The 23,587-nt window shown below is 72.9% G+C and carries 21 protein-coding genes; 13 read left to right on the top strand and 8 right to left on the bottom strand.

What is annotated here, in order from left to right; all coding sequences use genetic code 11:
• Positions 1–215 precede the first annotated feature (215 nt).
• The 3 genes from CXR04_RS12810 to CXR04_RS12805 all read left to right on the top strand — a co-directional run bounded on the left by CXR04_RS12810 (position 216) and on the right by CXR04_RS12805 (position 2,118).
• Positions 216–1,451 (top strand): amidohydrolase, encoded by a 1,236-nt coding sequence (locus tag CXR04_RS12810; protein ID WP_101422063.1) that lies wholly within the window; start codon positions 216–218, stop codon positions 1,449–1,451.
• A 162-nt stretch (positions 1,452–1,613) separates the two neighbouring features.
• Positions 1,614–2,024: a Scr1 family TA system antitoxin-like transcriptional regulator gene (locus CXR04_RS35795; protein WP_442802373.1), complete on the top strand. Its 411-nt coding sequence runs from the start codon at positions 1,614–1,616 to the stop codon at positions 2,022–2,024.
• Positions 1,936–2,118, top strand: coding sequence for a DUF397 domain-containing protein (locus CXR04_RS12805; protein ID WP_234380754.1), 183 nt, complete (start codon positions 1,936–1,938; stop codon positions 2,116–2,118). The genes CXR04_RS35795 and CXR04_RS12805 overlap by 89 nt, the downstream gene beginning before the upstream one ends.
• Before the next feature lie 1,929 nt (positions 2,119–4,047).
• Here CXR04_RS12805 and CXR04_RS12800 read toward each other — a convergent pair.
• Positions 4,048–4,674 (bottom strand): TetR/AcrR family transcriptional regulator, encoded by a 627-nt coding sequence (locus CXR04_RS12800; protein WP_101422059.1) that lies wholly within the window; start codon positions 4,672–4,674, stop codon positions 4,048–4,050.
• Positions 4,675–4,775: 101 nt separating this feature from the next.
• Between CXR04_RS12800 and CXR04_RS12795 the strand changes: the two genes are divergently transcribed.
• Entirely contained in the window at positions 4,776–5,423 is a 648-nt protein-coding gene (locus CXR04_RS12795) for a CatB-related O-acetyltransferase (protein WP_101422057.1), read from the top strand.
• On the opposite strand, the gene CXR04_RS12790 is transcribed toward CXR04_RS12795, so the two are convergent.
• Positions 5,380–6,126 (bottom strand): HAD family hydrolase, encoded by a 747-nt coding sequence (locus tag CXR04_RS12790; RefSeq protein ID WP_234380204.1) that lies wholly within the window; start codon positions 6,124–6,126, stop codon positions 5,380–5,382. The two genes, CXR04_RS12795 and CXR04_RS12790, sit on opposite strands and share 44 nt — an antisense overlap.
• Positions 6,127–6,232: 106 nt before the next feature.
• On the opposite strand from CXR04_RS12790, the gene CXR04_RS12785 reads away from it, so the two are divergent.
• Both CXR04_RS12785 and CXR04_RS12780 read left to right on the top strand, forming a co-directional pair.
• Positions 6,233–6,721 (top strand): MarR family winged helix-turn-helix transcriptional regulator, encoded by a 489-nt coding sequence (locus CXR04_RS12785; RefSeq protein ID WP_101422055.1) that lies wholly within the window; start codon positions 6,233–6,235, stop codon positions 6,719–6,721.
• A gap of 2 nt (positions 6,722–6,723) precedes the next feature.
• Complete coding sequence (locus tag CXR04_RS12780) at positions 6,724–7,176, top strand: MarR family transcriptional regulator (protein WP_101422053.1); 453 nt, start codon at positions 6,724–6,726, stop codon at positions 7,174–7,176.
• 25 nt (positions 7,177–7,201) lie between these two features.
• Here CXR04_RS12780 and CXR04_RS12775 read toward each other — a convergent pair whose 3' ends face one another.
• Positions 7,202–8,782: an acyl-CoA mutase large subunit family protein gene (locus CXR04_RS12775; RefSeq protein ID WP_101422051.1), complete on the bottom strand. Its 1,581-nt coding sequence runs from the start codon at positions 8,780–8,782 to the stop codon at positions 7,202–7,204.
• A gap of 108 nt (positions 8,783–8,890) precedes the next feature.
• A complete protein-coding gene (locus tag CXR04_RS12770) occupies positions 8,891–9,763 on the bottom strand; it encodes a sulfotransferase family protein (protein ID WP_101422049.1) in 873 nt (290 codons plus the stop codon).
• Positions 9,764–10,007: 244 nt separating this feature from the next.
• On the opposite strand from CXR04_RS12770, the gene CXR04_RS12760 reads away from it, so the two are divergent.
• The gene (locus CXR04_RS12760; protein ID WP_234380203.1) at positions 10,008–10,886 is read left to right on the top strand and encodes a L,D-transpeptidase family protein; all 879 of its coding nucleotides are present in this window, start codon (positions 10,008–10,010) and stop codon (positions 10,884–10,886) included.
• Between the two features lie 276 nt (positions 10,887–11,162).
• Here CXR04_RS12760 and CXR04_RS12755 read toward each other — a convergent pair whose 3' ends face one another.
• The 3 genes from CXR04_RS12755 to CXR04_RS12745 all read right to left on the bottom strand — a co-directional run bounded on the left by CXR04_RS12755 (position 11,163) and on the right by CXR04_RS12745 (position 13,960).
• Positions 11,163–11,870 (bottom strand): RNA polymerase sigma factor, encoded by a 708-nt coding sequence (locus CXR04_RS12755; RefSeq protein WP_234380202.1) that lies wholly within the window; start codon positions 11,868–11,870, stop codon positions 11,163–11,165.
• Between the two features lie 267 nt (positions 11,871–12,137).
• Positions 12,138–13,316 carry a hypothetical protein gene (locus CXR04_RS12750; RefSeq protein WP_101422044.1) on the bottom strand — a complete coding sequence of 393 codons (1,179 nt, stop codon included), beginning with the start codon at positions 13,314–13,316 and terminating at the stop codon, positions 12,138–12,140.
• On the bottom strand, positions 13,316–13,960 hold the full coding sequence (locus CXR04_RS12745; RefSeq protein WP_047017683.1) for an RNA polymerase sigma factor: 645 nt from the start codon (positions 13,958–13,960) through the stop codon (positions 13,316–13,318). The genes CXR04_RS12750 and CXR04_RS12745 overlap by 1 nt, the downstream gene beginning before the upstream one ends.
• A 550-nt stretch (positions 13,961–14,510) precedes the next feature.
• On the opposite strand from CXR04_RS12745, the gene CXR04_RS12740 reads away from it, so the two are divergent.
• Positions 14,511–17,207, top strand: a complete 2,697-nt coding sequence (locus CXR04_RS12740; RefSeq protein ID WP_101422043.1) for an FG-GAP-like repeat-containing protein — start codon at positions 14,511–14,513, stop codon at positions 17,205–17,207.
• A gap of 165 nt (positions 17,208–17,372) precedes the next feature.
• Here the strand turns inward: CXR04_RS12740 and CXR04_RS12735 are convergent, their stop codons facing one another.
• On the bottom strand, positions 17,373–19,142 hold the full coding sequence (locus tag CXR04_RS12735; protein WP_101422041.1) for a beta-N-acetylhexosaminidase: 1,770 nt from the start codon (positions 19,140–19,142) through the stop codon (positions 17,373–17,375).
• A gap of 210 nt (positions 19,143–19,352) precedes the next feature.
• Here CXR04_RS12735 and CXR04_RS12730 point away from each other — a divergent pair, with 210 nt between their 5' ends.
• From CXR04_RS12730 to CXR04_RS12710, 5 genes are all read left to right on the top strand, one after another.
• On the top strand, positions 19,353–19,880 hold the full coding sequence (locus tag CXR04_RS12730) for a 2-oxo-4-hydroxy-4-carboxy-5-ureidoimidazoline decarboxylase (RefSeq protein ID WP_101422039.1): 528 nt from the start codon (positions 19,353–19,355) through the stop codon (positions 19,878–19,880).
• Positions 19,881–20,127: 247 nt separating this feature from the next.
• Positions 20,128–20,508, top strand: a complete 381-nt coding sequence (gene sdhC, locus CXR04_RS12725; RefSeq protein WP_101422037.1) for a succinate dehydrogenase, cytochrome b556 subunit — start codon at positions 20,128–20,130, stop codon at positions 20,506–20,508.
• The gene (locus CXR04_RS12720; protein ID WP_101422035.1) at positions 20,508–20,993 is read left to right on the top strand and encodes a succinate dehydrogenase hydrophobic membrane anchor subunit; all 486 of its coding nucleotides are present in this window, start codon (positions 20,508–20,510) and stop codon (positions 20,991–20,993) included. Before sdhC ends, CXR04_RS12720 begins: the two co-directional genes overlap by 1 nt.
• A gap of 21 nt (positions 20,994–21,014) precedes the next feature.
• Complete coding sequence (sdhA, locus tag CXR04_RS12715) at positions 21,015–22,775, top strand: succinate dehydrogenase flavoprotein subunit (protein WP_101422033.1); 1,761 nt, start codon at positions 21,015–21,017, stop codon at positions 22,773–22,775.
• The gene (locus CXR04_RS12710) at positions 22,775–23,542 is read left to right on the top strand and encodes a succinate dehydrogenase iron-sulfur subunit (protein WP_101422031.1); all 768 of its coding nucleotides are present in this window, start codon (positions 22,775–22,777) and stop codon (positions 23,540–23,542) included. The genes sdhA and CXR04_RS12710 overlap by 1 nt, the downstream gene beginning before the upstream one ends.
• The last annotated feature ends 45 nt before the right edge of the window (positions 23,543–23,587 follow it).

Genomic DNA, 23,587 nt, shown 5'->3' with positions numbered 1-23,587 from the left:
TCTACCGGGGGACGGGGGGAGCCGGATACGGGGAACGGGGGCCGGATACGGGGTGAACGGGGAGCCGGATGCCGGTTGAACGGGGGAGCGGGCCGCGCGAGCGCCGGAGTGTACCCACCGCGCACGCCGGTCATGCACCCGCGGGGCTGAAATTTTGTTGATCCCTTCTCGGTAGCCCCGGTGATCCCCGTACTCTTCAGAGTGTGAACCGACTGATGTCCCGTGACGCAGAGCCCGAGTCCGGCCCCGACGCGCTGCTGCCCGGGACACTCCCGGCGGCGCTGAATGCCGAACTCATCGCGTTCCGGCGGGACTTGCACATGCACCCGGAGCTGGGCAACCAGGAGTTCCGTACCACCGCCGCGATCAAGGAGCGGCTGGAGGCGGAGGGCCTCGCCCCGCGGGTGCTCCCCGCGGGGACCGGGCTGATCTGCGACATCGGGGTCGAGGAGGGCGGGACGCCGCCCGGCCCGATGCTGGCGTTGCGCGCCGACATCGACGCGCTGCCGATCCCGGACACCAAGACGGTGCCGTACCGCTCCGCCGTCCCGGACCGCGCCCACGCCTGCGGCCACGACGTCCACACGGTGGTCGTCCTCGGCGCGGGCATCATCCTCGCAGGACTGGCCCGCGAGGGGATGCTGCCGCATCCGGTACGGCTGATCTTCCAGCCGGCGGAGGAAGTGCTGCCGGGCGGCGCCACGGACGCGATCGAGGCCGGGGTGCTCGACGGGGTGGGCCGGATCATCGGCGTGCACTGCGACCCGCGGGTGGACGTGGGCAGGATCGGCCTGCGCCAAGGGGCGATCACGTCCGCGTGCGACCGTCTGGAGATCTCGCTCGACGGCCCCGGCGGTCACACGGCGCGCCCGCACCTGACCACCGACCTGGTCACGGCGGCCGCGAGGGTGGCAACCGACGTACCGGCACTGCTCGGCCGCCGGGTGGACGCGCGCGCGGGCCTGGCGGTCACGTTCGGCCGCCTCCAGGCGGGCCACGCCTGCAACGTGGTGCCGCAGCACGCGGAGCTGTCGGGCACGGTGCGCTGCCTGGACCTGGACACGTGGCGCCGGGCTCCGGACCTGGTGCACGCGGCGGTCGACGAGGTCGCGTCGATGCACCGGGCGAAGTCGGCGATCACGTACGTCCGCGGGGTCCCGCCGGTGGTCAACGAACCGGCGACGACGGCGCTGCTGGCCAACGCGATGGCGTCGCGGCGGGGAGCGGAGTCGGTGGAGACGACGGAACAGAGCCTGGGCGGGGAGGACTTCTCCTGGTACCTGGAGCACGTCCCGGGCGCGCTGGCGCGGCTGGGCGTGCGGTCGGTGGGGGAGACGGGGCTGCCGCGGGACCTGCACCAGGGGGACTTCGACGTGGACGAGGGGGCGATCCGGGTGGGAGTGGAACTCTTCACGGCGGCAGCGCTCCTGGACGCGGGGTCTGTGGACTAGCGCCGGGCTTCTTGCGCGGGTGAGCAGTTGGACAACTTGCGGCGCTATCGTCGGACCGATTGACTACGGTGAGTGGTTGATTGAGCCCGGAGCGTAGGGAGTCTGGCGGATGAGCCGACGGAACGCGGTGGGAGAGGGCGGGGCCAGAGCTGTCTGCGGACGATGATCGGCGGGCCGGAGATCATGCAAGGTCAGTGTGCCCACCTGCCCGACGCAGGGCAACGCACCAACATCCGTATCCAGATCGTCCCTTCGTGCTCCCCAGGCATGCGCCGTCCCGCGACCTCCATGTCCCTGATCAACCTGCCGGAAGGGCAGGACTGGGTCTATTCGGAGTCGTTGGAGCATGGGCATCTGACCGATGATCCGAAGGTCTATGCGCGCCACTCGCAGACCTGTGATGTGCTCAGGGCCGACTCTCTGTCCGCCCCCGAATCCGCCGCTCTGATCGGCGAGTTCATGGAGGGATACCGGCATCATGGCCATCGCGTGGCGCAAGAGCAGCTACAGCGCGGCCAACGGCGGCGACTGCATCGAGGTCAAGACAACCCCGATGGCGATCCCGGTGCGTGACTCCAAGGACCCCGAGGGCCCGCAGCTCACCTTCACCCCCGCCGCCTGGACGGCGTTTCTCGCCTCCGTCAAGGCAGGCGAACTCTCCGCCTGACCCCATGCGGTTCCGACGCCGCCTGCACCGTTAGCCAACGGTGTGCGGGGGTGTCGGTGAGGGGAGTGGCCGTGTCGTAAAGGCTCCCCCCGGGCCACCCCGCTGTTGAGTGTGCGGGCCTGCGTCCGGTGTCAAGGGCGCTCCTCTCCGCTTCGCTGCGAGGAGCGTCGCTTCGCGATGGGGCTTCGCCCCACCCTTGACACCGGACTCCGGCCCGTAAAAGACCGGCGGCTATGGGTGGCCCGGAGGGAGCGGGCACCCTCATGCTGCGCTACGAAGGCGGTCCCCGGCGGACGGGGTGCCGGACTGCCGGGAGCGAGGCTGTACCGAGCGCCGATGCCCTGGGTGGACGGGGGCGGAGGCCGGGGGCGGTCGGGTCCGATCGCGGATGCCCTCGGCGGACGTGGGGCGGAGGCCGGGGCGGGGCTGCCCTGTTCGCGGGTGCCCGCGGTGGACGGGGGACGGGCGCCGGGAGTTGAGCCGGCTCCGACCGCGGACGCCCCGGCAGACGGGGGCCGGGGTGCCGGAGGCGGACCTGCCCACCCGGGCCGCGCGGAATGCGTGCCGCGGAGGCGAACTCGCGGTAACCCAGCCCCGAAATCGGCCCAAAACGCCCACCAAGGCCGACTTTCGCGCACCTGGGGTCCGTGAACGGGCCCCAGGTGGCTGCGAATGAACGCGACCGGGATGGATTCGCGAGAGCCCGCCCCCAAAGCCGACGCAAATCGCCCGCAAGGCCAGACTTTCGCCCACCCGCGCGCACTCATGGGACACGGGCAGGCCGGACGGCACCCCAGGCCACTCCCAACGCAGGAAACCGAGCAGAAGTCGCGATAACGCCCCCAATGAACCTGGACAAACCGCCCCCGGGACCCGAGTTTCGCCCGTCGGCACGCACGCACTGTTCGGTCGACGTGGGCGACGCCCACCCGGCGAAGTCGTTCGCCCGGCCCGGCCGGGGCATCGGTGGCAGAGGTGAACCCGGATCCGCGAGCTCGCCCCCGCCGGGGGACCTGCGATCCGGGCAGGCCCGCCTCCGGCGCCCGGGCCCCGGCTGCCGGGACGTCCGCGATCGGAGCCGGCCCCGCTCCCGGCGCCCGGCCCCCCGTCCACCGCGGGCACCCGCGAACAGGGTGGCCCGCCTCCGGCCTCCGCCCCCGTCCGGCGGGGTATCGGTGATCGGGACAGACCTGGCACCGGGCAGCCCGCCCCGTCCGCCGGGAGGCCCGCGATCAGCGCCGCCCCGCCTCCGCCTGACGTCGGCCGGGACCTCGGCGAGCGGGGAGGGCCCGGCGCCCGGCAGTCCGGCACCCCGTCCGCGGGGCTCCGCCTTCGTAGCGCAGTGTTAGGGTGCCCGCTCCCTCCGGGCCACCCATAGCCGCCGGTCTTTCGGGCCGGAGTCCGGTGTCAGGGGTGGGGCGAAGCCCCATCGCGAAGCGACGCTCCTCGCAGCGAAGCGGAGAGGAGCGCCCTTGACACCGGACGCAGGCCCGCACACTCAACAGCGGGGTGGCCCGGGGGGAGCCTTTACGACACGGCCACTCCCCTCGCCGCCACCCCCGGAACCGGCCCACCCCACGCACCACCGCCAACCCGGCACCGTACCCCCGCATCCGGTCCCACCCCCACGACGTACCAGCTCAACGCCCCGCTACCCCCGCGCTGTCAGAGCAGGCGCATACCCTTGGGCGGACGTGAGGGGAGCGCGCGACGGGAGCCCGCCTCGGCAACCCACGACCTGAGCCCCCGACGGGAGCCCCGGACCTGAGCCCCCGACGGGAGCCCCGGACCTGAGCCCCCGACGCGAGCCCCGGACCCGAGCCCCGGCGGGAGCCCCGGACCCGAGCCCCGACGCGAGCCCCGGACCCGAGCCCCGGCGGGAGCCCCGGACCGGAGCCCCCGACGGCAGGCCGCGACCCGAGAGCCAGATCACCCACCCCCCATCCCCCGCACCAGAAACGCCCCCGCCTCCGCCGCCGCTACCGCCGCCGTTGCCGACCGCTCCGGCAATCGCGGGTCCGGGGCCGCCCGTAGCAGCACCGCGTGGTGGTACACCGGCGCCGTCGCGGACATCAGCACCGCCCGCGCATCCGTCCGCCCCGCCGGGAGTTCACCCCGGTCGCCCGCCCGGGTCACCACGATCTCGCACTGCGCGTACCGCTCCTCCCACAACCGCGACTGCGCCCGCGCGGCCCGTTCGGAGTGGAACGACGCGGCCATCAGGGCAACGGCGAACGACGGCCGCACGACCAGCGACTCCTGGATCTCCTCGTTCAGCGCCGTCAGGTCGCCGCGCAGCGAACCGGTGTCCGGTGGGTGCCAGTCGATCTCCCCGGCCGCGTCGATGACGTCGACCAGCAAGCCGCCCACATCACCCCAGCGCCGGTAGACCGTCGCGCGGTGGACGCCCGCGCGCGTGGCGACGCCCTCCATCGTGAGTCCTTCGTGGCCCCTCTCCGCGAGTTCGGCCCGTACCGCCGCGAGGACCTGCGCGCGGATGCGGGCGGTGCGACCGCCGGGGCGGCGGTCCGATGTCGTGGCCTGGGGGTCTGTCATCAGGAGTCCAGAATCCGGTTGATCGACGTGCCGGGGATGCGTGACCATCTTAAAGCTACAGTTGTCGCACTAGTAACACGCCCGAGAGGAACCGCCTCCCCATGCCGCCCGCCCCCGCCCTCCCCGCCGACCCCACCCTCCTGCACCCGATGCCCGAGCATCCGCGCGTCGTCCTCCTCAAACCCCTGCTTTCCTCGCCCCTGATCGAGGCCGGCGACTTCTCGTACTACGACGACCCCGACGATCCGACCGCGTTCGAGACGCGCAACGTGCTGTATCACTACGGGCCCGAGCGGCTGGTCATCGGCAAGTACTGCGCGCTGGGGACCGGCACGCGGTTCATCATGAACGGCGCCAACCACCGCATGGACGGCCCGTCCACGTTCCCCTTCCCCACCATGGGCGGCTCCTGGGCCGAGCACTTCGACCTGATCACCGGCCTGCCGGGCCGGGGCGACACCGTCGTCGGCAACGACGTGTGGTTCGGGCACGGCGCCACGGTCATGCCCGGCGTACGGATCGGCCACGGGGCGATCATCGCCGCCGGCGCCGTCGTCACGGGAGACGTTCCCGACTACGGCATCGTCGGCGGTAACCCGGCCCGACTCATCCGCACGCGCTACGAGGCGGCGGACGTCGCCCGGCTCCTCGCGGTGGCGTGGTGGGACTGGCCCGTGGAGCACATCACCGCGCACGTACGGACGATCATGTCGGGAACGGTGATGGACCTGGAGGCGGCAGCTCCGTAGCCGGACCACCCCGGGGTGTCAGAAGAGATCCAGCAGTTCCGTCAGGGAGCTGACGGCGGGCACAGCCGAGGCGGTCCCGTCCCGGCACAGCGCACGTCCCGCGTACCCGAGCCGGATCGCCGCGGCGACCAGCTCCGGGTCGTCGTCCACGAACAGGCACGCACTCCCCGGGCGGGAGGCCCAGCGCGGTGCTGGCGTGGCGGTACATGCGCGGGTCGGGTTTGTTGCAGCCCAGGACGGCGGAGATGGCATACACCTCGAAGAACCGGCCGATCCCGAGTCCGGCATGCAACGCGGGCAGGTTGGGCCAGGCGTCCGACACCACGGCCATCCGCACACCCCGCCGGCTCAGCTCGACCAGGGTCCTCTCGACGTCCGGGTACGTCTCCAGGAGCGCCGACGGGTGCACGTCGCGGCGGAGGTCGGCGAGGAGTTGCGCGGTCGGGGCGACGCCGAGGTGGCGGAGCACCGCCCGGTGGTAGTCGTCGGGATCGGGCGTCGGGGACGAGGCGGCGAAGAAGCGGTCGCCCGCGGCGATGGCCGCGGCGAACTCCTGAGCCGTGAGGGACGGGGCATGGGCGAGGACGGTCTGCTCGAAGTCGGCGCGCGGATTCCACCGCCCGCCGACGGGCCGCATCAGAACGCCGCCCGAGTCGAAGAGCACGGCCCGGAGGGCCGGAGGAGAGACCGCGCGGGACACCACCCACCCAGTCTGGCCACCCCGCCCGAAGAGCACCACCACCCCAACCCCACCCCCTGACCCGCAGAAATAGCAGCCATGGACATAGTCGCCATGTACTCTATCCAGTATGAGTGCAGGTCCACCCGGTCCCACGCCCGGTTTCCTGGTCTGGCGGCTCGCCAACAAGTGGCGCGTCGCCGTCGACCGCGCGCTGGCGCCGCTGGACCTCACCCACGCGAAGTACGCGCTCGTCGGCTCCCTCTACGGCATGCAGCACGCCGGCGAGCGGCCCAGTCAGCGGCAGCTCGCCGACCACACCGGTATGGAGGCGCTGTACGTCTCCAAGCTGGCGCGCGCCCTCGAAGCCGACGGGGTGATCGAGCGCACCCGCGATCCCCGCGACCCCCGTGCCATGCGGCTCGCCCTCACCGAGTCCGGTCTCGCCGTGACGCGGGAGGCCGTCGTGGTGGTCCGGGAGCTGGCCGACCAGTTGCTGGAGCCGCTCGGCGGGCTCGACGCCCCGCGGACCAGTGCGTTCACCGACGAGCTGCTGGCCCTGCTCGACGTACCTCTCGCCCCCCTTCTGCCGAACGACCCGACGACCCAGGGGACATGACCATGACCACCAGCGCACCCGCCGCCAACGCCCGTGCCCTCGCCCTGGCCCACTACGCCGCCCGCGGGGTCCTGGAGCACGTCCTCGCCCGCCACGGCGTCACGTTCCAGCAGCAGATCGCCCTCCGCGCCGCCGTCACCGCCGACGCCCCGCAGACCGCCGACGACCTCGTCGCCCGGGTACGGGGCTCCCTCAAGGCCGACCCGGCCGCCATCCGCGCCACGCTCGACGAACTGGTGGCCAAGGAACTCCTCGCCGCCGATACCCCGCACTTCCGCCCCACCGACGCCGGGCGCGAGTTGCTCGCCGCCGTCGGTGCGGAGACCGCCCCCTTCTCCGCGCGCATCTGGGGCGGCATCGCCGCCGAGGATCTGGCCGCCGCCGGCCGCGTCCTCGCGCTCGTCCACGAGCGCGCCAACGCCGAGCTTGCCGCACTCGCCGACTCACGGCACTGACCCGCCACAGCGCCCTCGCCGCCCCCTAAAACGCGTCCACCGGCTCGTACGTCCCCCACACCCCCCGTAGCGCGTCGCACACCTCTCCCACTGTCGCCCGCGCCGCCAGTGCCGTCTTCATCGGATACAGCACGTTCCCCGTCCCCTCCGCCGCCGTCCGCAGCTCCGCCAGTGCCCCGGCCACCGCGCCCCCGTCGCGGGCGGCTCGCAGCCGGGCCAGCCGCTCCACCTGCCGGGTCTCGATCGCCGGGTCGACGCGCAGCGGCTCGTACGGCTCCTCCGCCGCCAACTGGTAGCGGTTGACGCCCACCACGACCCGTTCGCCCGCCTCCGTCTCCTGCGCGATCCGGTACGCGCTCCGCTCGATCTCGCCCTTCTGGAAGCCGTTCTCGATCGCGCTGACCGCGCCGCCCTGGTCCTCGACCCGCCGCATCAGGTCCACCGCCGCCGCCTCCAGGTCGTCGGTCATCGTCTCCACCACGTACGACCCGGCGAAGGGGTCGACCGTCGCGGTCACGTCCGTCTCGTACGCCAGCACCTGCTGGGTGCGCAGCGCGAGCCGCGCCGCCTTGTCGGTGGGGAGCGCGATGGCCTCGTCGAAGGAGTTGGTGTGCAGCGACTGCGTGCCGCCGAGGACCGCCGCCAGGGCCTGGACCGTGACGCGGGCGAGGTTCACCTCCGGCTGCTGGGCGGTGAGCTGGACGCCCGCGGTCTGGGTGTGGAACCGCAGCATCAGCGACTTGGGGTTGCGCGCGCCGAACTCCTCGCGCATCACCCGCGCCCAGATGCGGCGCGCGGCGCGGAACTTGGCGACCTCTTCCAGGATCGTGGTGCGGGAGACGAAGAAGAACGACAGCCTGGGCGCGAAGTCGTCCACGCCCATGCCGGCGGCGACGGCGGTGCGCACGTACTCGATGCCGTCGGCGAGCGTGAAGGCGACCTCCTGCGCGGGCGAGGCGCCCGCCTCCGCCATGTGGTAGCCGGAGATCGAGATGGTGTTCCACTTCGGGATCTCGGCGCGGCAGTACCGGAAGATGTCGGCGATCAGCCGCAGCGACGGCTTAGGCGGGAAGATGTACGTGCCGCGCGCGATGTACTCCTTCAGCACGTCGTTCTGGATCGTGCCGGTGAGCCGGGCCGCCGGGACCCCCTGTTCCTCGGCGACCAACTGGTAGAGCAGGAGCAGCAGCGCGGCAGGGGCGTTGATGGTCATCGACGTGGACACCCGGTCCAGCGGGATGCCGTCGAAGAGCACCCGCATGTCGTCCAGCGAATCGATCGCGACGCCGACCTTGCCCACCTCGCCGTGCGCGAGGACCGCGTCGGAGTCGTGGCCCATCTGCGTCGGCAGGTCGAAGGCGACGGACAGTCCGGTCGTGCCGTGGGCGATCAGGCCGCGGTAGCGGGCGTTGGACTCGGCGGCCGTGCCGAAGCCCGCGTACTGGCGCATCGTCCACGGCCGGCCGGTGTACATCGTGGGATAGACGCCGCGCGTGTACGGGTACGCCCCCGGCTCCCCGAGCCGGACGTCGGGGTGCCAGCCGGCCAGGGCCTCGGGCCCGTACACCGGCTCGATGGGCAGCCCGGACTCCGAGTGGCGCGCCATGTGATCCCAGCCTTTCCCAGCCTTCCGTGCCCTGTACGGACCGTAGTCACGAGCCTACGCTCCGTCGGTGACAACGGGCCGGGACCTCGCGCCGGGACCTCGCGCCGCCTACCCGGCGTGCCGGTACCCCCACAGCTCCGCCAGCTCCGCGAGCCGCCCGCTCAGCCCGGCGTCGTGGTCGCCCGCGCGCGCGGGCTGGATGCGGCCCGACTTGATGTTGCTGCTCCAGTCGCCCATGTGCGGCCGGAAGGTGCCGTGGTCGTGCGCGCCGTAGTCGAGCATCCCCGGGGCCCACTCGACGCCGAGGAAGTCACAGATGCCGCGGGTGGTCGCGGCCGGTTCTGCGGTCAGCTCCTCGTAGCGCAGTACGTGCCCCGCCGCGCCCAGTTCCGTACGCGCGGCCTCCAGGGCCTCGCCGTAGTCGAGGACCTCGGTGTGGATGGCGTCGAGGTCCGGCTCCTTGCGGCGGTTGACGAGGGAGGAGACGACGGCGCCGGGGTGGCGCAGCAGGACGAGGAAGCGGGCATCGGGCCAGCAGTCGCCGAGGCGGTCGCGGATGAGCGCGTTGGCGGGGGTCTTGTCGACGATGACCCGCTTGCCGCTGCGCTCCAGTTCCATGTGCAGCACCCGGTCCCACAGCACGTGTTCCAGCTCGCGGCGGTCCAGCTCAAGCCCCTCCATGGCCCTGGCGCTGTACGGGCGGGTGAGGTCGACGCGCAGTGTGCGCAGGTGCATCTCGTGCGGGGCGCGGATCTCGGGGTGGCTGTTGAGGAGCACGCGCAGCAGGGTGGACCCGGAGCGTACGGACGACAGCACGAAGACCGGGGACTCGACGAGGCGCGGGGCGCGCGGCGCCGTGTACTCCCGCGAAGCGGCGGTGCGCGCGGGCGCGGTGGCGGACCGGGGGGCGCGCCGGGGTGGGCCGAGCGCCTGTGCCATCAGCTTGCCGCGCCGCTTGAGCCCCTTGCCGACGGCGTTCATGCGCACACCCAACCCTCCTAGTGGCGATCACGGTCGGTCCGGCGGCGCGCGCCGGGCCGACGGGCCATTCCAGGGGATCGTGGCAAACGCAAGGTGTCCGGCAGGCAACGGCGCGCTACGGGGTTCCGGAGCGGCCGTGGCAGGGGAGAGAATTGTTCGACGTCTTGCAGGAGGGAACCGGGGGGGGGTGGGCGAATTGCGTCCAGCACGTGTGAGCGTTGACAGGAAACTCCGTTCGATCCGCGTGGCCGTCGCGCTCGCGGCCGCCGGTGCGGCGCTCGCGGCGGGGTGTTCCGCCTCGGCGGACGCGGCCGGCGGCGGGGACCGTTCGCCGTCGCCGTCGACGTCGAGCACCACGCCCACGCCGTCCGAGAAGCCTGCGGAGCCGTCGGCCACGCCGTCCGAGACGAAGCCGGCGAAGCCGACCGAGAAGCCCAAGGCGCAGGCGTCCGCGACCAGGACGCCCACAGCGGAGCCGACGCCCGAGGGCCCCGAGGTGCTGATGGCCGTGGGCGACGAGACCGAGCAGGTACGGGAGCTCCAGGCGCGGCTGCGCGCCCAGGGCGTCTTCCACCAGAGCCCCACCGCGTACTACGGGCCGGTCACCGCCGACGCCGTCTCGGCGTTCCAGGAGGACCGCGGCCTGCCGCGCACCGGCGAGACCGACGTCGTCACCTGGGAGCGGCTGCTGGCCCGTACGGACGAGCCCACGCGCGACGAGCTGTACCCGCCGACCTCCCAGGCCATGGAGAAGCCCGACCCGCGCTGCAACGAGGGGCGGGTGCTGTGCGTGAGCAAGCGCAGCGACACCCTGCGGTGGATGAAGGACGGCGAGGTGCTGGCGGCGATGGACGTGCGCTTCGGCTCGCAGTACACGCCGACCCGCGAGGGCGCGTTCGAGGTCTTTCTCAAGAGCCGGCACCACGTCTCCACGCTCTACGACACCCCCATGCCGTACGCGATGTTCTTCAGCGGCGGCCAGGCCGTCCACTACTCCGCGGACTTCGCCGCCAACGGCTACGCCGGCGCCTCGCACGGCTGCGTGAACGTGCGCGACGAGGCGAAGATCGCGAAGCTCTTCGGGGACGTCCGGGTCGGCGACAAGGTGGTCGTCTACGGCTGAGCGCGCGCGGCGGTACGGCACCCGCGGTGCCGTACGCGCCGTACGCAGGGGCTGAGCTGTGGCTGTGACACTTTCTCCGCCGACGACGCTGTAAGTGATGTGCCGACTGGTCATCGGCCCAGCGCTCGGCCGGGGTTCCCCCCGTACCTGCGGCTCAGCGCATATGGCGCGGGCGGGTTGCGTTCCCCCAGCACCGCCCGCGCCACTCCCCCCTCGTGAAGCCGCCTACGGATTCCGTACGCCGGAACGCGTACGGCAACGGGCGTACGGCACCTCTCAGGCGCCCAGGCCCAGCTTCAACTGCTCTTCCGAGCCCTCTTCCCGCTCCGCCGCCGGCGGGCCGCTCTCGCCCGCCGCGAAAGCCGCGCGCTCCAGGCTCCGTTCCCGCCGGGCCGCGGACGTCACCAGCTCGGCGAGCTGGCGCAGCCCGCGGTGGGCGGCGGTACGCACCGCGCCCGGCCGCTTGCCCAGCACCTCACCGGCGTCGGTGGCGCGCATCCCGGCCACCGTGCGCAGCAGCACCGCCTCCGCCTGGTCGCGGGGGAGCGTGGAGATGAGCCTGAGGACCTGCCGGGTGCCCAGCGACTCCAGCGCGTGCTCCTCGGCCGCGCGCTCCGCGGGCAGGTCGTGGACGTCCTCGTCGAGCAGCACGCCCTGCGGGCGGCGGCGTTCGCGGCGCAGCAGGTCGAGCGCCCGGCGCCGGGCGACGGTGATCGTCCAGCCCCGGAACGACGGGCCGTCGCCGCGGAACTTGCCGAGGTCGCGCGCGATCACCAGCCAGGCGTCCGCGGCCACGTCCTCGGCGTCGTCGCCCACCACGCCGCGCAGATACGCGAGCAGCACCGGCTGGAGCCGCCGGTAGAGCGCGGTGAACGCCGTCTCGTCGCCGTTCTGCGCCCGGTGGACCAGTGGCTGAAGGTCCTCGTCCGCAATCGTGCGTCCCGGCGCCGCCCGTGCGGCAGCCGGTCTGTCGTAATCCCCCACCTTGTGAGCCTCGTGAGATCGGCCTGCGGCACTGTGCACCGTGCCCGCGCCCCCGCGCGCTCTCCGTCAGGCCGCTGCCCCAGCCACTCCCGGAATCGAACAGATCACTGCAACCATGCCAGACATCATGGACGTTTGACGTGAGCACCCCCACATTTATCCCGTACGGGCAGGTGACCGCCACAAATATTCTTGGCCCGCTCCGGATGAAACGGGATAAAAAGGCGCCCCGGCGGGCGACTTGCCGAAGGGCGGGGTGCCGCGGCGTCAGCCGGCGGCGGACTCCTCGGGCTCCGCGGCGGTCGCGGTGGCCGAGGGCTCGGGCGCCGGGGACTCCGAGACGTTGACGCCGGGATTCGGCGACGGGCCTTCCTGGGGCGGCCCTTGGCTGCCGCCGCTCTCGCTGCCGCCGTCGGTGTCTCCGCCGCCGGTCTCCCCGCCGGAACCGCCCGAGCCGCTGGAACCGCCCGTGCTCCCGCCCGGGTCCGTGCCCGGGTCGGTCGGCGACGGGCTCGGGCTCGTCGGCTCCTCCGAGTCGCCGCCCGTGCTGCCTCCGGAGGAGCCGCCCGTGCCGCCGCCCGTCGCGCCGCCGGGGGTGCCCGCGCTCGTGCCCAGCCGGTTCGAGCAGTACGACGACATCGCCGCCGGCGAGCCGGCCGCCTGCTCCAGGACGCGCAGCCGCCCCTGGCCCGGCATCGGGCCGGTACCGGCCTGCGCGGCGAGGTAGTCGCGGCACAACTCGTCGAGGACGGCGTCCGCGTTCGCCATGTTCGGCGGCTCGTTGCCGCGTACGTCGCCGATGACGCCGCGGCCCGGCAGGTCCGTGTCCGCACCGCGGCCCTCGTCCCCGGGGTCCTTGCCGTCCTTGCCGGACTCCTTGTCCTTGCCGTCCTTGTCCGACCCCTTGCCGCCCTCCGCGGCGGAGCCGTCCTCCTTCTCGCCGTCGGGGGTCTCCGCCGACGACGTGGCGCCCACGCTCGGCGACCGGTTGCCCCCGGTGTCCTGGATGAACGACGGCGCGGGCAGCACACCCGCGCTGGAGGCCACCGCGACGCCTCCCAGCGCACACGCCGCCACCGCGCCCACGACGCTCAGCCGCAGCGACCGCAGCCGCTCCACGACGCCGGAACGGCGCCTTCCGCGGCGCCCGTCGAACGGCGACTCGGCGGCGAACTCCGCGGCCGACGCCGGGCTCGGGCTCTCCTGCGCCGCCCGGAACGCCGCCAGCGCGGCCTGTTCGCCCGGCACCCGGCCGTTCTTGCCCGGACGGCCCGACTCCGCCACCCGCGCCAGTACGGCGGCCAGCCGCTCGGCGGCGGCCCGGTCCTCCGGCGACCAGCGCTTACGCCCTCGCCGGCCGTTGCCGTCCGCGAAGTCGAGCGGCTCTCCGCGAAGCAGTCGCTCCGCGACGTCCTCGTCGAGCCAGCCGTACCGGTCGTCCACCATCACATTTCCTTAAGCGTCCGCGCGGCTGATTGCGTCACACCGCCAGGCTGCTGCCCTTCCCCGGGCGGAACGTCCCCCTCTTCCTGCGGCCGCTCGATAAGCGCGGTCAACTGCTTGAGGCCGCGGTGCGCCGCCGTACGGACCGCGCCCGGGCTCTTGCCCAGGACTTCGGCGGTGCGCTTGGCGTCCAGTCCCATGATCACGCGCAGCACCACGACTTCGGCGTAGTCGCGGGGCAGCCGTGCAATGAAGGCCATCGTGCGGCCCGTACCCAGCGCCTCGATCGCCTCCTCCGCGGTGTCCGAGTCCGCGGGCCGGTCGGCGAGCTGGGTCTCGTCGCCGCCGGAGACGGGCCTGCGGGAGCGCATCCGCACGTGGTCGAGCGCCCGGTTGCGCGCTATGCGGGCGGCCCAGCCGCGGAAGCGGTCGGCGTCACCGCTGAACGAGCCGAGGTCGCGGGCGATCTGCAGCCACGCCTCCGAGGTCACGTCCTCCGCGTCGCCGTCGCCGACGAGGCTGCGCACGTATCCGAGCAGGCGAGGGTGCACCGTCCGGAACACGATGCGGAACGCTGCCTCGTCACCACGCTGGGCAGCGTGCACCGCGCCGGACAGCGCGGCGTCTTCCGCGTATTCCCCCTGCACGGTGGTCAGTCGGTCCGTGGCGCCGGGAGACGCTGTACACGCGGATACATCTGCGGAGCACCCCCGGATCTGGGCGGACCGTCGAGCGATAGTCGAACGAATGTCTGTGCGCCGAGTCGACGCGAACTGCACGCTACGGCGGTGGCGGTCCCTTCGCAACACACCGGGGCCCTCCCCACCCGGCCGCATGAGGAACGGACGAGTCCGGGCAGGGTCCCCGCGGCGGCCCGGAGGCCCGCCGCAGAGGGCCCGACAGCCCGTAGGAGAAGGGCCGGACGGGCCCCGGAGAAGTGGGGCGCGGGGGTCCCGCGGCACCCGCCGACGGGGTGCTGTGACATTTCCGGGCCCTCTGGCGCTGAGTAATACAGCGGGCCCGAACGGGCACCGCACCTGAGGCCGACGGCCGGAGCAGCTCCTGTGGGGGGTAGCGGCTCCGGCCGTCTTCTTTGTACCGGTCAGGGCGGGCGTGACACGTTTTCGGCCCCGGCGGCGCTGTACGTGTGTCAAGCGTGAGCGAACGTCACACGCGAGCGAACCGAAGGGGCGGAATGTGAGTCCGCGTAGATCCCATGCGTACCGGCCGCTGAGCCTGCGCAGACGGGCCTGGCTGACGCTGGGCGCGGTCGTGCTCGGCGGTGCCGGCGTGATCACCGTCGCCGTGGCAGACCCCGGCTCCGGCTCCGACGACCCGGCGGCGGCCGGGCTGGAGCCGCGCAAGTCGGCGGTGCACGGCGTCGACCTGACCGGGGACGGCTCCCGGCAGGAGGTCGACCGTACCGAGACCGAGCAGTTCTCGATGGTCGGCATCTCCTGGAGCAACGAACGCCGCGACCTGGGCGGTGCCGCCGAGGTGCGCACCCGCTCGGCCGAGACCGGCGCCTGGAGCGACTGGCGCGCGCTCGGCACCGACGGCGGCCCGTCCACCGACGACCTGACCCCCGCGATGCGCGGCAGCACCGAGCCGCTGTGGGTCGGCCCGTCGGACGGCGTCGAGGCGCGGGTCGTCCGCGAGGACGGTACGAGCACGCCGCTGCCCGCCGGCATGGAGGTCGCCCTCGTCGACCCCGGTGTCACGCAGGAGGAGGCCGAGGAGGCCGAAGCCGCAGGCGTCGGCACGGAGGCGGGTACGGAGACGGCACCGGTCGCGCAGGCGGCCGCGCTGCCCGCGCCGGAGTCCGGCGCGGTTTCGTCCTCTTCGTCCTCGTACGCCGCCGGCATGGCCCCCGCCGCCGCCGTCACCCAGGCGGACCCGGGCCCGGCGCCCGACTCGCCCGTCACCCCGCCGCCAGTGATCCGCCGGGCCGCCTGGGGCGCCGACGAGTCGCTGGTCGAGGACCCGCCGACGTACAACCCCGACGGCATCAAGACCGCGCTGGTGCACCACACCGCGCAGGCCGTGAACTACTCGTGCGCCGAGTCCGCGGCCATCGTCCGCGGCATCTTCCTGTTCCACGTGAACGACAACGGCTGGAACGACGTCGGCTACAACTTCCTCGTCGACAAGTGCGGCCGCATCTTCGAGGGCCGCGCCGGCGGCATCGACCAGCCGGTGCTGGGCGCGCACACCAGCAACTTCAACAGCCACTCCACCGGCATCTCCATCCTCGGCGACTACCACACCTTCAGCCACCCCTCCCGGGCGTCGCTGGAGGCCGTCTCGCGCATCGCCGCATGGAAGCTCGGCCAGTACGGCGTGAGCCCCACCGGCAGCACGTCGCTGACGCCGATGAAGCTCGACGCGGACGACAACTTCATCCCCGCCGGCGCCCCGAAGACCATGAAGAACATCTCCGGTCACAAGGACGCCCAGTTCCGCCCGGACGGCGCGAACGCGGACGTCAACGCCACCGCCTGCCCCGGCGACCGGCTGTACGCCAAGCTGGGCCAGATCCGCGCCCTGGCCGCCGCCCCCGGCGCTTCGCACGCCCTGCCCACCCGGGACTTCAACGGCGACGGCCGCGGCGACCTCGTCGCCGGTACGCCGCGGGCCAACGGCGGCGGGAAGACCGGCTCCGGCGCGGTGTTCGTCGTCCCCGGCGGCGAGAACGGCCCGGTGGCGAGCGCCAAGCTCAGCATCACCCAGAACAGCGCAGGCGTGCCCGGCACGGCCGCGGCGGGCGACGCCTGGGGCACCGACACCGAGTGGGGCGACGTCAACAACGACGGCATCGCCGACCTCCTCGTCGGCGCCCCGGACAAGGACGACGCCGCCGGCCACGCCGACGCCGGCGTGATCACCGTCCTGTACGGCCCCGGGCTGAACTCCGGCCGCAACCTCGAACTCGGCGACGGCTTCGCGCCGACAGGCGCCAAGTACGGCTCCGCGGTCGCCGCCGGCGACTTCGACGGCGACGGCCGTGACGAGGTCCTCGGCGTCGGCGCCGAGGCGTGGGCCACGCACGACCTGAACGGCAACGGCCGCGAGGGCTCGTTCCCGTACTCGAAGGTCGAATACCAGGACGCCGCCGTGGGCGACTTCAACCGCGACGGCTACGACGACGCCGCGATCACCTACCGCGACCCGAGCGGCAAGGCGCGCCTCGACGTGCTGCGCGGCTCGGCGGTCGGGCTGGACGTCACCGCGAAACTCGCGGTGCCGGGCGGCCGTTCGGTGGCCGCAGGGGACATCACCGGCGACGGCTACGCCGACCTCGTCGTCGGCCAGCCCTTCGCGAGCGAGTCGGCGGCCAACACCGGCGGCCAGATCACGCTGCTGAAGGGCTCCGCGAACGGGCTGACGACGACCGGCAAGCAGATCGTCCACCAGGACACGGGCTCTGTGCCCGGCGCGTCCGAGGCCGGCGACGCGATGGGCTTCTCGGTCTCGGTCGGCGACGTGGACGCCAACGGCTACGCCGACGTGCTCACCGGCGTCTACCGCGAGGACATGACCCGCGACGGCGCCAACCGCGCCGACGCCGGCACGTCCCTGCTGCTGCGCGGCGGCTCCACCGGCCTGTCGACGGCGTCCGGTTCGCCCAAGGCGTACCACCAGGACACCGCGGGGATCAGCGGGGTCAGCGAGAAGGGCGACCGGCTCGGCTCCTCGGTGCTGCTGGCCGACCTGTCCGGTTACGGGCGGGCGGACCTCGTCATCGGCGTGATCGGCGAGGACGACTACGACGGCACCCTCCTGCAGCTCGACAGCGGCAGCCAGGGCGTGTCGGCGTCGGGGGCCGTGTACTACGGCAAGTCCGCGCTCGGCACGCCGACCGGCGGCCGGCTGGGCGTGGAGCTGGCGCCGTGACGCGCTGACTCCCGGCACCACTGCCGACGAGGGGCCGCTCCCGGCGGGGGCGGCCCCTTCGGCGTGCGTGCGGCGGCCGGAGGCGGCGCGGCCGGTGGGTGCCCGTCTCGTACGGGCGCGGACCCCGGCCGTCCGCACCGCCGGGGGGCCGTGCCCGGACGCCGCTCAGCCCCCGCCCCGCACCGTCCGCGCCAGGTCCGCGAACCCGCCCCATCCCAGCCGGGGCCTGCGCGGGTCCCACACCTTCTGCGCCAGGGCCGCCAGCGGCAGCCTGACGCCCTCGGCCACCTGCTCCGGCGTCTGGGCCTCCGCCCGGTCCCCCCAGACCGCGAAGCGGGCGCCCAGCACCTTTCCCGGGCCCGCCAGCCGCGCCGGCACCGGGCGGGTGCCGCGCAGCACCGCGGGCGTCCACTCCTCGTAGATCCGCTTGCCCGTCGGGTAGATGAAGTCGTTCGGCTCGCCGAGGACGTAGTACAGGTACTCGTCGTTGAGGTTGACCAGCCGCCACCCGTCCTCAAGGAACGCCTGCGGGTCGCGCGCGAACGCCTCCTTGCCCGTCCAGTACTCGACCTCCCGGTCCCGGTCGGGGCTGACCTTCGCGCCCGGGATGAAGCCGTCGTTCCACGCCTTGACCTTCTTGCCGTGCTTCCTGACCGTGTCCGCCCGCTCGTTGAGCCAGGCGGCGTTGAGGTCGGCGACGGCCGCGCCGGCGCCGAAGCGCTCGCGGGCGGCGGCGGCCAGGTGCGGGTAGCGGGCCTCGGGGTCGCTCGCCATCAGCGCGACGTACTCGTCGCCGCCGATGTGCATGTACGGGCCGGGGAAGAGCTCCGCGTACTCCGTCAGCAGGTCGTCCACGATCCGGGCGGCGCGCGGCTTGGAGATGTCGATCGCGCCCTCCACCGGGCTGCCTTCCGGGGTCTTCAGTTGCAGGTCCGGGTGGGCGTCGAGGACGGCGCCGAGGTGGCCGGGGGAGTCGATCTCGGGGATGACGGTGATGTGCAGGTCGGCGGCGAGCTCGATGAGGTCCCTGACCTGGGCCTTGGTGAGGTGCGGGTCGGAGACCACCTCGGGGTGGCTGTCGCTCTCGATCCGGAACGCCTGGTCGTCGGAGAGGTGGAGGTGGAGCTGGTTGAGCTTGAGGTCGGCCATCTCCCGGAGGCGGTCGGACAGCCACGTGGCGCTGAAGTGCTTGCGGGCGATGTCGACCATGAACCCGCGCTGCCGGCGGTCGGGGCGGTCGTCGATGCGGCCAGGCGGCACGCCGCCGCCGGCGCGGGCGGCCTGGAGCAGGGTGCGGGTGCCGTAGAAGACGCCGGTGTCGGTGGCGGCGCTGACGGTGGCGCGGCCGTCGGCGACGTCGATGCGGTACGCCTCGGGGCCGCCGGCGCGGCCGGGGTCGAGCCGCAGGCGGATGTCGCCGCCGCGCTGCCCGAGGTCCGCCGACCGGTCGCCGCCGGGGTCCTTCGCATAGAGCATGCCGAGTTCTGCGGCGAGGCGCATGGACTCGTCGGTGAGCCCGTCGTCCTCGGCGATGACGACGGCGCGGTCGGCGGGCCGCCAGCCGGTGCCGTCGGCGCGCTCGTAGGAGCGGACGGCGGGGACGGTGCGGGGGTCGGGCAGGGGCTTGCCGCGATCGCCGCGGGGCGGGGCGGGGAAGTCCTCGCCGCCGGGCGTGGGCGTGGCCGGGGCCTGGCCCTGCGCGGTGCGGTGGGCGGCGGCGCCGACGCCGCGGTGGGGGGAGCCGTCGCCGTCACCGCCGTCGAGTACGGGGCGGAGGGCGAGGAGTACGGCGGCGGTGGCCAGGACGGTGGCCAGGGCCCAGTACAGCGCGCGCCGGGGGCCCCGGAGGGCGCGGAGCGGGCCGCCGGGGCGGCGGGCGTGCCGGCCGGTGGGGGACCGGCGCGGGGGACGGGGCGGACGCGGGGGAAATCGCATGGGCGGGGACCTTCCGGAGGGCCACGGCAGAGCGTGGGGACGCGAAGCAGCACTCCTGTCGATTCAGTGCGACAAACCTCCCCTTCCGGGTGAACCGTCGGCCGGTACCACCGGAACGTTCGGTTCCGGCCGCTAGCGTGGCGCATCGCTGTTCGACCGTAACCGCCCCCGGTACGCCCCCACGCACCCGGCACGCCCCAGGGAGCCACCCTGCCCACACCAGCCCCCCGTGCGACGCGCGCCCCCGGTCCCGCCGCCGACCCCGCGCGGCTGGCGGCCTTCAACGCGGCGCCGGCCGCCGACGCCGAGCTTGCGCTCCTCGGCTGCCTCCACGACCGGCACTGGGCCCGCCGCCTCACCGCGCACCGCCCGTACCCCGACCTCGGCGCCCTGCTCGCCGCCGCCGACGAGGCAAGCTACGACCTCGCCCCCGGCGCCGTCGCGGGTGCGCTGGCCGGCGAGGCCACCGCCCCGCCCGCGGCCGCGGGCCCCGCCGAGCGCACGGCGCTGCGGGCCGCGCACGCCGCGTACGAGAGCCGCTTCGGCCACTCCTTCGTCCTGTGCCTCGACGGCTGCCCCGAGGACGAGCGCCTGGACCACACCCTGGCCGCCCTCCGCACCCGCCTCGGCAACGAACCCGACGAGGAACGCCTCGTGGCCGCCGACGAACTCCGCCGCCGGGCCCGCGCCCGCCTCGCCCGGCTCGTCGCCCCGGCGGCCGGCCCGGCCTCTGTCTGACGGCGAAAACCCGCCACGGGCGCGGGCGCCACATGGGGACGCAACCACCCGGATCCCCACGCCTGCCTGCGCCGTTAGGCCACGCGCGTGCCTGATTGATCACACCTGCACCCCCATGGCCGATGTGCCGACGCACCGTCGCTACGATGGCGAAGGCCGGTGGACCGTACCCGGCCGGGTCATGACCGACAGTGCAGTACCCGAGCCCTGACGGCCGGCCCCCGATCAGTTTCCGGAGGGTTTTTCCGTGCCGGCAGGAACGCTCTACCGCGGCCGGGAAGGCATGTGGTCATGGGTGGCGCACCGCGTCACCGGCGTCCTCATCTTCTTCTTCCTGTTCGTCCACGTCCTCGACACCTCGCTGGTGCGGGTGTCGCCCGAGGCGTACGACGACGTGGTGGCCACGTACAAGACGCCGATCGTGTCGCTGCTGGAGTACGGGCTGGTCGCCGCCGTCCTCTTCCACGCGCTCAACGGGCTGCGCGTCATCGCCGTCGACTTCTGGTCGAAGGGCGCCCGGCTGCAGAAGCCGATGCTGTGGATCGTGGTCGGGATCTGGGCGGTGCTGATGGCCGGGGCGATCTACCCCGTGCTCGGCCACACCGCGCGCGAGCTGTTCGGGAGCTGATGACCATGGCCACCTCCGATGTCGAGCTGACCGGCTCCTCCGCCGCGTACTCCGCGGACAACCCCGCCCCGCTCATCGAGGCCCCCCGCGCCCGCACCCCGCGCAGCGCCCGCTCCACCTCCTCCCGCACCCGCACCAACTTCGAGCTGTACGGCTGGGTGTTCATGCGGGTGTCGGGGGTCGTGCTCGCGGTCCTGGTCGTCGGCCACCTGCTGATCCAGTTGGTGCTCGACGGCGGCGTCAGCAAGGTCAGCTTCGCCTTCGTCGCCGGCCGCTGGGCGTCCCCCTTCTGGCAGGGCTGGGACCTGGTCATGCTCTGGCTCGCGATGCTGCACGGCGGCAACGGGCTGCGCACGGTCATCAACGACTACGCCGAGCGCGACGGCACCCGCTTCTGGCTGAAGATGCTGCTGTACGCCGCCACGGTCTTCACCATCCTCCTGGGCACGTTGGTGATCTTCACCTTCGACCCGAACATCCGCTGACGCGGCGAAGAGGTTCCCCTCATGCAGATCCACAAGTACGACACCGTGATCGTCGGCGCGGGCGGCGCCGGCATGCGCGCCGCCATCGAGGCGACGAAGCGCAGCCGCACCGCCGTGCTGACCAAGCTGTACCCGACGCGCTCCCACACCGGCGCCGCGCAGGGCGGCATGGCCGCCGCCCTCGCGAACGTCGAGGAGGACAACTGGGAGTGGCACACCTTCGACACCATCAAGGGCGGCGACTACCTGGTCGACCAGGACGCCGCCGAGATCCTGGCGAAGGAGGCCATCGACGCGGTCCTCGACCTGGAGAAGATGGGTCTGCCCTTCAACCGCACCCCGCAGGGCCGCATCGACCAGCGGCGCTTCGGCGGCCACTCGCGCAACCACGGCGAGGCGCCGGTGCGGCGCGCGTGCTACGCGGCGGACCGTACCGGCCACATGATCCTCCAGACGCTCTACCAGAACTGTGTGAAGGAAGGCGTGGAGTTCTTCAACGAGTTCTACGTCCTCGACCAGCTCATCGTCGAGGATCCCGAGACCGGACTGAAGCGGTCCGCGGGCGTGGTCGCGTACGAGCTGGCGACCGGCGAGATCCACGTCTTCCAGGCCAAGGCCGTCGTCTACGCCTCGGGCGGCAACGGCAAGTTCTTCAAGGTCACCTCCAACGCCCACACCCTGACCGGCGACGGGCAGGCGTCGGTGTTCCGGCGCGGGCTGCCGCTGGAGGACATGGAGTTCTTCCAGTTCCACCCGACGGGCATCTGGCGCATGGGCATCCTCCTCACCGAGGGCGCGCGCGGCGAGGGCGGCATCCTGCGCAACAAGGACGGCGAGCGCTTCATGGAGAAGTACGCGCCCGTCATGAAGGACCTCGCCTCGCGCGACGTCGTCTCCCGCGCGATCTACACCGAGATCCGCGAGGGCCGCGGCTGCGGCCCCGGGGGCGACCACGTCTATCTGGACCTCACGCACCTGCCGCCGGAGCAACTGGACGCGAAGCTCCCGGACATCACGGAGTTCGCGCGTACGTACCTGGGGATCGAGCCGTACACCGACCCGATCCCGATCCAGCCGACCGCGCACTACGCGATGGGCGGCATCCCCACCAACGTCCGCGGCGAGGTGCTGGCGGACAACACCACGGTCGTCCCCGGGCTGTACGCGGCCGGGGAGGTCGCCTGCGTCTCCGTACACGGCGCCAACCGGCTGGGCACCAACTCGCTGCTCGACATCAACGTCTTCGGCCGCCGCGCCGGCATCGCCGCGGCGGAGTACGCGGCCACCGCGGACCACGTCGAACTCCCGGAGGACCCGGAGGTGTTCGTGGTCGGCGAGGTGGAGCGGCTGCGCGACTCGGCGGGCAAGGAGCGGGTGGCGGAACTGCGGCGCGAGCTGCAGGAGACGATGGACAAGAACGTGATGGTCTTCCGCACGGAGCAGACCATCAAGGAGGCCGTCGAGAAGCTCGCGGAGCTGCGGGCGCGCTACAAGAACGTGGGCATCCAGGACAAGGGCCGGCGGTTCAACACCGACCTGCTGGAGGCGATCGAGCTGGGCAACCTGCTCGACCTGGCCGAGGTCATGGCGATCTCCGCGCTCGCCCGCAAGGAGTCCCGCGGTGGCCACTACCGCGAGGACTACCCGAACCGCGACGACGTCAACTTCATGCGCCACACCATGGCGTACCGCGAGGTCGGTGACGACGGCGCGGAGACCGTCCGGCTCGACTACAAGCCGGTCGTGCAGACCCGCTACCAGCCCATGGAGCGTAAGTACTGATGGCAACACCCGTGTTGGACAAGGTCGAAGACGAGTCCCCCGAGCCGGCGGCCTCCCCGTACATCACCGCGACGTTCCGCATCCGCAGGTTCAACCCGGAGGCGGCGGCGGAGTCGTACTGGGAGGACTTCCAGGTCGAGATCGACCCGAAGGAGCGGGTCCTCGACGCGCTGCACAAGATCAAGTGGGACATGGACGGCACCCTGACCTTCCGCCGCTCCTGCGCCCACGGCATCTGCGGCTCCGACGCGATGCGCATCAACGGCCGCAACCGGCTGGCGTGCAAGACCCTGATCAAGGACCTCGCGCCCGAGAAGCCGATCCTGGTGGAGCCGATAAAGGGCCTGACGGTGCAGAAGGACCTGATCGTCGACATGGAGCCCTTCTTCCAGGCGTACCGCGACGTGATGCCCTTCCTGGTCACCCACGGCAACGAACCCACCCGCGAGCGCCTCCAGTCGGCGGCGGACCGCGAGCGCTTCGACGACACCACGAAGTGCATCCTGTGCGCGGCCTGCACCAGCTCCTGCCCGGTGTTCTGGAACGACGGCCAGTACTTCGGCCCGGCGGCGATCGTGAACGCCCACCGCTTCATCTTCGACAGCCGGGACGAGGCGGGCGAGCAGCGCCTGGAGATCCTCAACGACAAGGACGGCGTGTGGCGCTGCCGCACGACGTTCAACTGCACGGACGCGTGCCCCCGCGGCATCGAGGTGACGAAGGCGATCGCGGAGGTCAAGCGCGCCCTGATCACCCGCCGCTTCTAGCCGGCACGGGAGGCCGGTGTCCGTAACGGACGGCACGGCCTCCCG

The sequence above is a fragment of the Streptomyces sp. CMB-StM0423 genome (assembly GCF_002847285.1).
Classification (GTDB): Bacteria; Actinomycetota; Actinomycetes; order Streptomycetales; family Streptomycetaceae; genus Streptomyces.
Note: the sequence above shows the minus strand (reverse complement) of the source record. Positions and strands in the feature narration are given on the sequence as shown.